We start from the raw sequence: 12,109 nt of genomic DNA on the forward strand, positions 1-12,109 counted from the left end.
GTTCAGAGCCTCTCCGACGCCCGCCGGGCGTCCGCATAAAAGTCGATCTTGTGGTCCAGCACGGCGAGCGTGTCCTGGAGCTCCGCGATGCGTGAACGCACGTCGCGCCGCGTCTGCTGCAGCAGCTCCTGCCGTGCCTCGAAGGTGTGCTCGCCCTCCCGCACCAGCTCGGCGTAGCGGACCATGTCCGCGACCGGCATCCCGGTCAGCCGCAGCTTGCCGACGAAGCCGAGCCAGTTCAGGTCGCGGTTGGTGAAGCGCCGCTGTCCCGTGTTCGAGCGGTCGACGTGCGGCATCAGCCCGATCCGCTCGTACCAGCGCAGGGTGTGCGCGGTGAGCCCGGTGAAGGCGACGACCTCGCTGATCGTGTAGCGGTCCTGCCCGTCGGGGCGCGGATGCGCCGGGGGTGCCGACACGCAGATGTCCGTCCGGGGCCGCTCGGTCTCGATCAGCTTGGTCTCGATCAGCGTCATGCCCTCAACGCTAGAACCTTCGAGTGCACTCGAAGCAAGCGAATCCGGTGGAAACCGATGGAATCTTTCGCCCACCGCCGATCAGCCTCCGGCGCATGAGCCTCTCGGGGAACCCTTAGGCTCGTACGCATGCAGAGCCTGGCGATGATCGAGAACTGGCCGGTACCCACCGCGGCGGCCGCCGTCGTACGAGCGGACGGAACCGTCGCCGGTTCGTACGGCCCGGCCTCGCACCGTTTCCCGCTGGCCTCCGTCACCAAGCCGCTCGCGGCGTACGCGGCGCTCGTGGCGTACGAGGAGGGGGCGATCGAGCTCGACGAGCCGGCCGGTCCTGAGGGCTCGACGGTCCGCCATCTGCTGGCCCACACCTCGGGACTCGCCTTCGACGAGCACCGGGTGGCCGCCGCGCCCGGCACCCGGCGGCTGTACTCCAACGCGGGCTTCGAGGTGCTCGGCGACCACATCGCCAAGGCGACGGAGATCCCCTTCGCCGACTATCTCCACCAGGCGGTGCTTGAGCCGCTGGGGATGACGTCGACGACGCTGGACGGCTCGCCCGCCAGGGACGGCGTCTCGACGGTCGATGACCTGGTGAGGTTCGCCGCCGAGGTGCAGGCGCCGCGGCTGCTCGATGCCCGTACGGTCCTCGATGCGATGACGGTCGTCCATCCCGGCCTGTCCGGCATCCTGCCCGGCTACGGCCATCAGAAGTCCAACGACTGGGGTCTCGGCTTCGAGATCCGGGACGCCAAGTCCCCTCACTGGACGGGCAGTTCGTCCTCGCCGCGTACCTTCGGCCACTTCGGCCAGTCGGGCACGTTCCTGTGGATCGACCCGGATGCGGGGGCGGCGTGCGTGGCGCTCGCGGACCGGGCGTTCGGGCCGTGGGCGGTCGAAGCGTGGCCGTCGTTCACGGACGCGGTGCTGGCGGAGATCGCCTCCGGGCACTGAGAGACACCGAGCCTCAAGCCGCGCCGTCCGCGCGCCGCCGGCCTGGGGCAGAATGCAGGTCTGACAGCGGCGGCCGGGGACATGCCGTACGACGTTCGCGATCAGCTCGGTCAGCGCCAGCTCTGCCACGTCGGCCACATCAAGCAGGTCCCAGCCGGTGAGGTACAGGCGCAGGATGCGGCGCAGATGCCGCGCCAAGTGCTCACCCACGGCGAAGTCGGCGCGGTATACCGTCTCAACGTCCGCCGTCTGCAGATCGGTTGTGTGATTCATGCCACCAGCGTGCGACGAGATGGTTACGCTCGGCTACATACCGAAACGAACGCCGCGAGGCGTTGCAGGCCGGAGGTGCCCGCCGTGGCCAATGTTCAATCACTCGACCCCAGCGCGTCCCCGCTGGACTACTACGGCTGGGAGCTCCGTCGCCAGAGAGAGGCCAGCGACCTCAAGCAGGGGCAGCTCGGCGACATCATCTTCTGCACGGGTTCCCTGGTCGGCCAAATCGAGACCACGAAGAAGATCCCGACCCGCGACTTCTCCGAGCGGGTGGACGCCGCACTCGGCACGGACGGGGTGTTCTCGCGCCTGGTCGGCCTGGTCCTGCGCAGCCAGCTGCCGACCTGGTTCCAGCCGTACGCGGAAATGGAGGCCCGCGCCGCGTACATCTCCACGTACCAGGCACAGCTGGTGTACGGGCTGCTGCAGACGGAGGAGTACGCGCGGGCGCTGCTCGGCGTCGACCACCCCGGCATGGTCGACGAGATGGTGGCGGCCCGGCTGGACCGCCAGCGGATCCTGGAGCGCGACCAGCCGCCGGCCCTGTGGGTCGTACTGAGCGAGGCCGCGCTGCTTCAGGAAGTCGGCGGCCGTGACGTCATGCGTCAGCAACTGGCACGCTTGTTGGACTTCCGCGACGAACCGTGGGTACAGGTCCAGGTGCTTCCGTTCTCCGTCGGCCAGCACACGGGAATGATGGGGTCGTTCAACCTCCTCAGGTTCGACGACGACCCCGACCTGTTCTACGTGGAGAGCTACGACCAGGGCCACATGACCGCCAATCCGCAAGTGATCAAAGAGCGTTCGGTCGGTTACGCTCGCCTGCAAGCCACAGCCCTCTCCCCCGAGGACTCGGCGGCACTGATCGCTCGCGTGATGGAGGAACGTTATGGGGACCAGTCATGACCTGACCGGAGCGCGGTGGCGGAAGTCGTCATACAGCGGCACCAGCGGCGGCGACTGCGTCGAGGTGGCCGATGGCTTCCCCGGTGCCATCCCGGTCCGCGACAGCAAGAACCCTGCCGGCCCCGTCCTGATCCTCGGCGCGGACACCTGGCGCACCTTCGTGGATGGACTCCGGTAGACCGCCGACCCGTCGGATTGTCAGTGGTGCCCCCTACGATCGTTCCCATAGCTGTTTCAGCTGTTCGAGTACGGCGACCAGGGGTGGTAAACGATGGGGACGTCACCGGCACAGGTACGCGCGCCCGAGCCGACGATTGCGCCGATCACCTCACTCGCCTCGCGGGTCCTGGCCGGAGACATCGTTTTACCGAAGTTCCAGCGGGCGTTCGTCTGGACCCCGCAGCAGGTCCTGTACCTGCTTGACTCAGTGCGCCGCAACTACCCCATTGGCAGCCTCCTCATGTGGCGCACCACCACGAAGCTGGCCAGCGGGCATGAGATCGCGGGCCTGGACACCGTCTCGCAGCACGATGGTGCCCCGGTGCACTACGTACTCGACGGCCAGCAGCGGCTCGCCAGCCTGGTAGGTGCGCTGCACGGTTCCGGACCGATATGGGAGATCGCGTACGACCTGGAGCGCGAGGAATTCCTGCACCTCACGGAGGAATCGCCGACCGGTCCACACATCATGCCGATACGGCATCTCACCTCGGTAACCGCTATGATGTCCTGGATCAGGCGAGAGAACCCGGACGAGGAACTCCAGTGCCGCGCTGAGGCGTTGAGCGATCAGTTCACGCACTACCAGGTACCGGTCGTGACCCTCCTCGATGTATCCGGCGACGACTCGGCCCGAATCTTCGAGCGCATCAACAGCACGGGCACATCCATGGACATCGTGGACCTGATCCGGGCGGGCACCTGGTCCGAGGACTTCGACCTCAAGGACGAGATCGAGCAGCTGCTCCAGGTCCTCGATGCCAAGAAGTACGGCCGGGTGGATGCGAAGACCATGCTGCGGACGATCGCGGCCGCGGCCGGGGTCGGCTTCTCCACCAGGTCCATCCACGAGTTGCGCGGTCTGAACCGGCAGCAGCTCCAGGCGGCCGTCGCCGAGGCGGGCAAGGCAGCGGCATGTGCCGTGGACTTCCTCTCCACCCAAATCCGCACCCCGCAGGCCGAGGCACTGCCCTACTACAACCAGTTCGCGGTCCTGGTCGAGCTGTTCAGGCAGCTTCCCAAGCCGACGGCCGCACAGTACGACGCGGTGACCCGGTGGTTCTGGCTGACGGCGAGCGGCGAGTACTTCAAGGGCTGGCGGGAGTCTCAGATGGGGCCGGATCTGATGGCGGTCACGGAGTTCGCGGCGGGCCGCTCGACGGAGATCGAGACGGGGGCCGCGCTCCCCCGCAGCGTCCTGTGGCAGCGCTCGCAGTTCTCCCGGCAGAACGCGCCCAGCAAACTCCTGGTCCTGCTCATGTCGTACGAGAAGCCACTCGACCTGAACACGGGTCGCGTCATCGACGTCGCCGACGCGCTGTCCTGGCAGAACGGGAAGCAGTTCCACCACTTCTTCCCGCGCGCGTACCTGAAGAATCAGGGGGTTACCGCAGGAAAGGCGAATGTCTGCGGCAACCTGATCATGCTCAGCGCCATCACCAACAACTGGATCTCCGACCGCCGGCCTTCCGCCTACCTCAAGGACCTGGCCGACTGGCACGGCGAGGACGTGCTGCGGGCCCGGCTGCGCACTTGCCTGATCGAAGAGGACGCGTATCAGGCCGCCTTGCGGGACGATTACGACGGTTTCCTGCGTGCCCGCTCGGAGACGCTGCACCAGCGGCTGATTGAGCTCATCGGTTCTGCGTCGGGGAGCAGCGGGGGCGGGGAATCGTCGGTCCCGACCCCTGACGTCGAGCCCGACCCTCCAGTAGCCGCCGACTCCGGCTCTGAGCCTCTCGACCGCGACTCGGTGGACTGAGAGGGTGCGGGGCGGTGCGCATGCGGGACGTGCCGGCCCGGGACCGGCCACGCGAGCGGCTGCTGGCGCGCGGCGCCGAGGCACTGTCCGACCGTGAACTGCTGGCGCTGTTGCTGGGGGCCGGGGTGCCCGGTCAGGACGCCGTGGAACTGGCCGGACGGCTGATCACCCGGCACGGCGGGCTGTACGAACTGTCCCGGCTCCCCGCGCACGAGTTGGCGGCGGGCCTGGCCGGGGTCGGCCCGGCGAAGGCGGCCCGGGTCGCGGCGGCGTTCCAACTGGGCCGGCGGGCCGCGCCTCCTTCGCGGGAGGCCCGCCAACGGATCGGTGGCTCGGCCGACTTGGCGGCTGCGGTCGTTCCCCTCCTCCGCGGCCTGCGCCATGAGCGCGTGGTCGTGGTCATCTGCGACGGGGCGGGCACGGTCCTCCGTACGACCGTCCTCACCGAGGGCGCCTCGGACCGCAGCCTGCTCCCGGTCCGCGACGTCCTCGCCCTGGTCCTTGCGGCGGGCGGCGCGTCCTTCGGCGTGGCCCACAACCACCCCACGGGCCGCACCGACCCCAGCGAGGCCGACCGCCGGACAACAACCCGCCTCGCGGCGGGTGCGGCGGCGGTCGGCCTGCACTTCCTGGACCACGTGGTGGTCACGGACGGGGGATGGCGGCACGTGCCAACCGACTGACGTCGGTTACAGCTGCCCCGCGAATGCAGCATTGAGGAGTGATCTACGGAGCGCCGCAGACGTTTCCGAGAGCCATTGGGCACGCCTTGACGCAGCGATGATGGCGTTTGCCCGACGCACGATCTCCGCCTGCTCCTCCAAAGATGGAAGTGGGATCTTCATCGCTAGCAATTCTTGTTCCTTCAGCCTGTTACGGCTTCCCGGCGTACTGCCACTGCTTCTCGCCAGGGCGGACTCCCACAGCGCGGGGACTCGAAAGAGCAGCATGACGTACTCCAAAGACGCCAAGCTGGCCTCTACGCGAAACGTTGGGAACTCGTTCGATACGTGGGCACCATCTAGCTCGGGAGTAATACACCCGAAGGACCCCTTCCAGCCGAAGAGGCGATTGTAAATGAAATCCCCATCCTCGACTCGGTATGCGGTGTCAGCAGCCACTTCCCTCCCCTGCTTCACCTCACGAACGAACGGACCTTTCGCGTACCACCTAACTCCCAGGAACCGGTATGAGGTATCGTCCTTCAGCCCGACAGGCCGTTTCACGCGTATCAGAACTGTCGACAGATTTACCTCTTTGATTCCTCCAGGGACGAGAGAGGCAAGAATTTGAGGGTGCAACAACTCGGCATGTGACATTAGCGAGTTCACCCTATCCAGACCGCTCATGGCAGCGACGAGCTTGTCAGCGACGCGGCTCTGCTCAGCCAGGTCGGGCAGAGTCACTCGCTTCGCACCAAACGTCTTGATGCCGAGCGTCCGGTTGCGCCCCGCTGATCCCGGCGAAGCATGGCGGATCACTTCCAGCCCCGGCCCTCCGTAGAAGTACGGGAGCAGATATCGAGCGTCGGCAACCTGTCCATTCACGCGGTACGTCATGAACCGGTGCGAGCCGATCATTTCCTTTTCGGCTTCGGAGGCAATCGCAACTGCCCCCTCCCACGCAAAGACGTTGCTGAAAACAAGGTCATTCGGTTCAACCCGGAACACCTTTTTGGAGGCGATCTCGTGGCCAGGGACGGGTTCCTTGTGAAAGATCCCGTTACCGAAGGAACGAATACCGATCTCGCGGTACTCCTTGTCCGCCTCGGGGAGAACTGGCCGCCGGACCAGGGTGATCACGTCGTCCACGGCGTAATCAGTGAGAGTCATCGCTGCTCCCCCAGCCCCGTGCGCAGTTCCTTCAGCAACGCCAGGATCTCCGTTTCCGTCTTCACGAGCTCGTCCACCAGCTCCTCCGGTGTCCGGTGTGCCAAGTCGTCACCCACGTGCGGGTTGGCGATGTCGAGGTTGAAGCCGGAGGCGATGATGTCCGCTGCCGGGACGACCCACGCCTGTTCGCCCACCTCACGGCCCTCGCGCTTCTCGCCGCCCCACCACTCGGTGCACGGCTCGAACTCCTCGATCCGCATGGGCTTCGTCTTGGTGTAGCCCCGGCGCCCTTCTGGGAGCGGGACCTCGTAGAACCAGACGTCCTTCGTCGGACCGGTCTTCTCGAAGAAGAGGATGTTGGACGGGATCTGGGTGTAGGGCGCAAAGACGCCCTGCGGGAGGCGGACGACCGTGTGAAGGTTGCAGTCCTTCATCAGCTTCTTCTTGATCTTCGCGCCGATGGAGTTCTCGCCCGTCGCGAACAGACTGCCGTTGGGCAGAACGATCGCGCACCGGCCGCCGAGCTTGAGCTGGTCGAGGATTGAGTAGAGGAAGAGCCAGGCCGTCTCCTGAGTCCGGAAGCCGTCCGGGAATGCCTTGACGACCGTCGACTCCTCCTCACCGCCGAAAGGCGGGTTGGTGAGGACCACGTCCACCTTGTCGGCGGCGCTGGAGTTCCGCATCTCCAGAAGCGAGTTGCCGCGCCTGACGTGCGGTGCATCGATGCCGTGCAGTAGCAGGTTCATCGAGCCCAGCAGGTAAGGCAGCGGCTTCTTCTCGATGCCCCTGATGTCCGCGTGCAGTCGCCTGCGCTGGGTGTCCGTATTGATCTGGCCCTTCAGTTCCTCGTACGCCTGGACCAGGAAGCCACCCGTGCCACTCGCCGGGTCGAGGATCGCGTCACCCAGCTTGAGGAAGGACTGCTGGACCATGAAGCGGTTGACCGGGCGCGGGGTGTAGAACTCACCCGAGTCGCCGGCCGCGTCGCGCATCTCCTTGAGGATCGACTCATAGACGAACGCCATCGTGTGGATGTCGTCCGACGAGACGAAGTGGATCTGGTTGGCGATATTGACCAAGTCCCGCAGCAGCGTGCCCGACTGCATACGGTTGACGACGTCCTTGAAGATGGTCGAGATGACGTTGCGCGGGTCGTCCGCGTCGTCGCCGACCAGCCCGGCCAGATGCGGGATGAGCTTCTCGTTGACGAACGACTTCAGCTCGTCGCCGCTGAAGTCCGGGTCGGTTGCCCAATCCTCCCAGCGGTACGGCTCCTCGATCGCCCGCCGGTACCCGTCCGGGTCCAGCGCCTCGCCCTCCTGCTCGACGCGCTCGTCGAACGCCTTGAGGAAGAGCAGCCAGGACAACTGCGGCAGCCGGTCCAGGTCGCCGTTCATCCCGGCGTCCTTGCGCATCGTGTCGCGCGCGGACTTGATCAGGGACGCGAGGCGTGTCCGTGAGGTGCTGGAGGACTTCTCCGCCGTTTTCTTCTTGTTCGCTGCCATGTCAGCTCAGCCGGTCCTTCTGTTCGGGTCGAGAAGAGGTACGTGGTTCATCGGCGAGCGCCGCCGCCCACAGCCCGCGCACCAGCGCGAGTGCCGCGTCGAGCGTCGGCGGGATTTCGGTGGCCAGCTCCTGCGCCAGCTCCGGGTAACTTTCGCGCCACCGAGGCGGCGGATCCGGGAGTTCGTCCGGAATCTCGTGTGTGGCGCGCACCGCGAAGACGTGCCGCACGACCTCCACGAGCGCCGCATCACCCGCAAGGCCGTCCTCGGCGAGCAGTACGAGGTCCACCAGGTCCTTGACCCGCGTATTGGGTCGGTCGCCATAGTCGCGGGTGAAGGCGTGAAGTTTCTCCGCGAAGTGCTGGCGGCGGTCTACGGCCTCTATCGCACGCTGCGGGGTCCCGGCGAAACCAAGGGTGTTGGGAAGCGGGAGGCGTTCTGTCCGGGCGATCTCCTCGCCCCGGTCCACCACGTCCACCCGGACGCCCGCGAACAGCTTCCCCGCGAGGTGGGCCTCGACGGAGAACCGCCAGCCGCCCCGCCCGGCCGTATCAGCTCCCAACGGCACGGGCGCACCGACACGGAAGCGGAACCCGTCGCCGTCGAGGTCGACAGCCAAGGCATCGATCAGCAACTCACGGGCCTCGCTCCCGTCCGCCTCCGAACCGTCCTCGGGCCGAAGCGCCAGGTCCAGGTCCTTGGTGGTGCGGGCCCGCCCGGTGAGCCGGAACTCCATCACCGCACCACCCTTGAGGACCCAGCCGCCTGCCGCGTCCTCCGCGAGACGTGCCGCCATGCGGTCGAAGACAACGAGGCGCCGGCGACGGCCCAGGTCGGTACCGGACTCGTCGGCGTCCTGTTTCAGCCGGGCTTCCAGCGCACGGCGCAGGGCGGTGGCATCACGGTAGCGGCCGGTCACGAAACTGCCCCAAGCGCTCGTTCCACGCCCAGCTCCGCGCGCGAGCCCATCAGTTGTGCTGCATGCAACAGCTTCCGGCGGGTCACGATGCCCTGCTCCAGCGCCTCGGCCACGGCCCCGTCGAGGACGTCCTGGTCGTCGTCGTCGGCCGCGCACTCCACGAGTGCCCGCAGCGGGGTCGTCACCCGGTAACCCATCCGGTCCTCCACGTCCGACTCAGGCAGTTCCGCGCGGTGCAGGATCACAGCGTCCGACTTCTGCCGGAAGCCGCGCGGCACGGTGAGGTGGATACGGGACGGGTTGGCCGTACCGAGGTCATGGACCGCGAGGGCGGTGGCGTGCGAGACCACCGCCCGCCCCTTGCTCCACAGCCACCAGCGCACCAGCTGTTCGTCACCCTCGCCCGGCAGGTCGGAGAACTCCCGGAAGCGGTAGAGGGCGCGGTCGACCACGAGCCAGTTGCCGTGCTGGGCGTGGTAGCGCTGGGCCTGGTAGGAGTACCCGGCGTCCATCGCCTGCGCAGCGGTGAAGTAGCCGCGCTGGCCGGCGGCGGTCCGCCAGAGGGCTGCGCGGCTGTCCGTACGGTCTCTGAGCACCGTCTCACCTTAGCATCGTCGTGAAACTCATAGGCGACTTTAGTTTTGCGCCATATCTTATCGTAAAACTAAAGTCACCTTTCAGTTATACGACCGTCAGCAGCCGCGCCGCCAGCTCGTCGATGGCCTCGTGCGCCTGCCGGGCACCGCCGAACCGCCCGGCCAGGTCCACCACACGGCCCATCGAGTCGAAGGGCGGCACCTTCAGCGTGTCCACCTTCAGCTGCGGCGAGCCCTCCTCGGCGAACTTCACCAGCATCGCCTCCAGCACCTCACGGGCCCGCTCCCCGAAGGAGTCCATGAATTCCTCGTGCTCCCGGCGGAACCACGTAAGCCGCTCGTCCCGGCTCACCACCGCTAGTCCCTCCCAGGCAACGCTGACCAGCAGGTCCACCGGGTCCACGTCGGGCTTGCCCAGCTCCTCAGGCAATTCCTCCACATCGATGTCCGCCTCCCGCAGCGCCTCCATCAGCGCGGCACGGCTCTTGGCCCGCGCCCACTGCGTACGCAGCTGCGCGGGATCCAGGTCGAGTTCGAGCACCTGGTTGTGCACCCACTGCTCGATACTCACCAGCCGCATGGTCAGGCCGTCGTCGGCGAGCTGATAGCGCCGCTCACCCATCTTGTAGACGTCGACACCGCTCACCCGGTACCGCTTGCCGCGCGCCTGGATGCGATCGATCTCGTCCTCGTCGGTCACCGTGTCGCCATCGCCCCCGCCCAGGCCGAACGAGCCGCCGTCCTGCTCCTCGTACTCGGCCTGCGGCTCGGCGACCACATCTCCGTCGTAGTCATCCGGCTCCTCGGCGGGCGGAGTGATGTCCTCGACATCAACCAGCGCGCCCTGCTCGTCGGCCGTCTCCTCGAGCAGCCTCAGCGGCGGGCCGTCGAATGACCTGTCCTCGAAGAGCAGGGTCGCCTCCACAAAGTCGATGATGTCGAAGGACTCTTTGCCGATCTCCGGGCACAGCCGGGTGCCACGCCCGATGACCTGCTTGAACTCGGGCATGGAGACAATCCGCCGGAACAGCACCACGTTCCGTACGGCGGGCAGGTCCACACCCGTCGACAGCAGTCGGGAGGTGACCGCGATGACAGGCTGACTGGAGTCCGCCTTCCGGAACTCCTCCAGGGACCCACCGACGTGAGGTAGGTCGGCGCTGGTGATGCGCTTGACGAAGTCCGGCAGTACGTTGACCTCCTCGGAGGCGATGTTGTGCAGCGCGGTGCGCATCCGCCCGGCGTGCTCAATGTCCTCGCAGAAGACGAGCGTCTTGCCCAGCCTCCCGTCCTCCGCGTTCTTACGGAGGTAGTCGATGAGGTAGTGCGCCGCCGTCTCGGTCCGCTCCAGGATCACCATGACCCGCTCGAACTCCTTGGGCCCATAGAGATCGGGAGGGATCACCTGACCGTAGACGTCCTTCTTGCCCGGCTCGGGAAGGTAGCCCTCCACGTCCACGTTCAGCCGGACTCTGCGCACACGGTAGGGCGAGAGGAAACCGTCCTCGATACCGTCCCTGAGCGAGTACGAGTAGACGGGGTTGCCGAAGTACTCGAACGTGTCGGTCTGTTTACCCCCGTCCCTGACCGGCGTCGCGGTCAGCCCGATCTGCACAGCAGGCTCGAAGTGCTCCAGGACCTTGCGCCACCGCGAGTTGCTGCTCGCGCTTCCCCGGTGGCACTCGTCCACGATGACGATGTCGAAGTAGTCCGGCGGGTACTCCCGGAACAACTCCGACTGGGCGTCCCCCTGTTCCAGGGACTGGTAGAGCGCGAAGTAGATCTTCCGGCCGCGCTTGGCCTCGCCACCACCGATCTTGTAGACGTCGTCCTCTCCGAAGACCGGCAGGAAGTAGCGGTCCTTGGGATCGTCGACCAGCATGTTGCGGTCGGCAAGGTAGAGCACGCGGGGCTTGCGTCCGCCGAACGCCCCCGGCGCCTTGGAGAGCCGGGCGACCAGCTGAAGGGCGAGCATGGTCTTGCCCGTCCCGGTCGCCAGCACCAGCAGGATTCGGCGCTCATCGCGGGCGAGGGCGGCAAGTGCCCTGGTAATGGCGACCCGCTGGTAGTAGCGCGGGCGCTTCACCGTGTTGTCAGTGTTGCGGAGGGTGTAGTCGTACGCTGCGGACATCAACTCCTCGCCCGCCTCGGTACCGCGAACCCCCTGATCGCGCAGGAAGCGCGCCCACAACTCATCGGGGGAGGGGAACCGCTCGACGGGCCTGATGACCGGCTTCTCGGCGCTGAAGTCGATCTCCACGATGTTCCGCCCATTGGTGGCATACGCGAAAGACAGTCCCAGCTTGCGCGCGTAACGGCGCGCCTGCTCCACCCCGTTCTCCTCGCTGAGGCGGTACCGCTTGGCCTCCACTACGGCGATCGGCACATCGGGGACGTACTCCAGCACGTAGTCGGCGGCAAGCGCCGCCCCCCTCTTGTGGCGCCTGCGGGTCGGCACCAGTCGACCGTCGTTGATCCGGTACTGCGGACGAATCTGCTTCTCGCTCCACCCCGCTACCCGGAGAGCGGGGAGGACGAACCGCTTGCAGGTCTCATCCTCATTCAACTTGTACGCGTCAATCCCCATGGAAACAGGTGTACTGCATGGCTCTGACAAAGGAGTCCGGACAGCGAAATCACCTGGATCTTCTACGTCGCGGGGCCAGTGGC

11 protein-coding genes are annotated in these 12,109 nt (G+C 66.6%); 5 read left to right on the forward strand and 6 right to left on the reverse strand.

Annotated features, from left to right (window positions below):
• Positions 1-2: 2 nt before the first annotated feature.
• Entirely contained in the window at positions 3-473 is a 471-nt protein-coding gene (locus SLUN_RS12045; RefSeq protein ID WP_108148486.1) for a MerR family transcriptional regulator, read from the reverse strand.
• A gap of 129 nt (positions 474-602) precedes the next feature.
• Here SLUN_RS12045 and SLUN_RS12050 point away from each other — a divergent pair, with 129 nt between their 5' ends.
• From SLUN_RS12050 to SLUN_RS12075, 5 genes are all read left to right on the forward strand, one after another.
• On the forward strand, positions 603-1,424 hold the full coding sequence (locus SLUN_RS12050) for a serine hydrolase domain-containing protein (RefSeq protein WP_108148487.1): 822 nt from the start codon (positions 603-605) through the stop codon (positions 1,422-1,424).
• Positions 1,425-1,781: 357 nt separating this feature from the next.
• Entirely contained in the window at positions 1,782-2,606 is an 825-nt protein-coding gene (locus SLUN_RS12060; protein WP_108154690.1) for a helix-turn-helix domain-containing protein, read from the forward strand.
• Positions 2,590-2,784 (forward strand): DUF397 domain-containing protein, encoded by a 195-nt coding sequence (locus SLUN_RS12065; protein ID WP_108148488.1) that lies wholly within the window; start codon positions 2,590-2,592, stop codon positions 2,782-2,784. Before SLUN_RS12060 ends, SLUN_RS12065 begins: the two co-directional genes overlap by 17 nt.
• Before the next feature lie 93 nt (positions 2,785-2,877).
• Entirely contained in the window at positions 2,878-4,587 is a 1,710-nt protein-coding gene (locus SLUN_RS12070) for a DUF262 domain-containing protein (RefSeq protein ID WP_108148489.1), read from the forward strand.
• A 20-nt stretch (positions 4,588-4,607) separates the two neighbouring features.
• Complete coding sequence (locus SLUN_RS12075; RefSeq protein ID WP_217505135.1) at positions 4,608-5,270, forward strand: JAB domain-containing protein; 663 nt, start codon at positions 4,608-4,610, stop codon at positions 5,268-5,270.
• Positions 5,271-5,276: 6 nt separating this feature from the next.
• Here the strand turns inward: SLUN_RS12075 and SLUN_RS12080 are convergent, their stop codons facing one another.
• From SLUN_RS12080 to hsdR, 5 genes are all read right to left on the reverse strand, one after another.
• On the reverse strand, positions 5,277-6,419 hold the full coding sequence (locus tag SLUN_RS12080; protein ID WP_108148491.1) for a restriction endonuclease subunit S: 1,143 nt from the start codon (positions 6,417-6,419) through the stop codon (positions 5,277-5,279).
• Positions 6,416-7,924 (reverse strand): type I restriction-modification system subunit M, encoded by a 1,509-nt coding sequence (locus tag SLUN_RS12085; RefSeq protein WP_108148492.1) that lies wholly within the window; start codon positions 7,922-7,924, stop codon positions 6,416-6,418. Before SLUN_RS12085 ends, SLUN_RS12080 begins: the two co-directional genes overlap by 4 nt.
• Before the next feature lies 1 nt (position 7,925).
• Positions 7,926-8,843, reverse strand: a complete 918-nt coding sequence (locus SLUN_RS12090; RefSeq protein ID WP_257153710.1) for a nucleotidyl transferase AbiEii/AbiGii toxin family protein — start codon at positions 8,841-8,843, stop codon at positions 7,926-7,928.
• Positions 8,840-9,439 carry a type IV toxin-antitoxin system AbiEi family antitoxin domain-containing protein gene (locus tag SLUN_RS12095; RefSeq protein WP_108148493.1) on the reverse strand — a complete coding sequence of 200 codons (600 nt, stop codon included), beginning with the start codon at positions 9,437-9,439 and terminating at the stop codon, positions 8,840-8,842. Before SLUN_RS12095 ends, SLUN_RS12090 begins: the two co-directional genes overlap by 4 nt.
• Positions 9,440-9,524: 85 nt before the next feature.
• Positions 9,525-12,026, reverse strand: a complete 2,502-nt coding sequence (gene hsdR / locus SLUN_RS12100; RefSeq protein ID WP_108148494.1) for an EcoAI/FtnUII family type I restriction enzme subunit R — start codon at positions 12,024-12,026, stop codon at positions 9,525-9,527.
• Between the last annotated feature and the right edge of the window lie 83 nt (positions 12,027-12,109).

The sequence above is a fragment of the Streptomyces lunaelactis genome, assembly GCF_003054555.1.
In the GTDB taxonomy this organism is placed as follows: Bacteria; Actinomycetota; Actinomycetes; order Streptomycetales; family Streptomycetaceae; genus Streptomyces; species Streptomyces lunaelactis.

Bases quoted from the DNA above. Each gene is read 5' to 3' on its own strand.
- SLUN_RS12045 (WP_108148486.1), bottom strand. From the start codon at position 473: ATGACGCTGATCGAGACCAAGCTGATCGAGACCGAGCGGCCCCGGACG.
- SLUN_RS12050 (WP_108148487.1), top strand. From the start codon at position 603: ATGCAGAGCCTGGCGATGATCGAGAACTGGCCGGTACCCACCGCGGCG.
- SLUN_RS12065 (WP_108148488.1), top strand. From the start codon at position 2,590: ATGGGGACCAGTCATGACCTGACCGGAGCGCGGTGGCGGAAGTCGTCA.
- SLUN_RS12070 (WP_108148489.1), top strand. From the start codon at position 2,878: ATGGGGACGTCACCGGCACAGGTACGCGCGCCCGAGCCGACGATTGCG.
- SLUN_RS12075 (WP_217505135.1), top strand. From the start codon at position 4,608: ATGCGGGACGTGCCGGCCCGGGACCGGCCACGCGAGCGGCTGCTGGCG.
- SLUN_RS12080 (WP_108148491.1), bottom strand. From the start codon at position 6,419: ATGACTCTCACTGATTACGCCGTGGACGACGTGATCACCCTGGTCCGG.
- SLUN_RS12085 (WP_108148492.1), bottom strand. From the start codon at position 7,924: ATGGCAGCGAACAAGAAGAAAACGGCGGAGAAGTCCTCCAGCACCTCA.
- hsdR (WP_108148494.1), bottom strand. From the start codon at position 12,026: ATGGGGATTGACGCGTACAAGTTGAATGAGGATGAGACCTGCAAGCGG.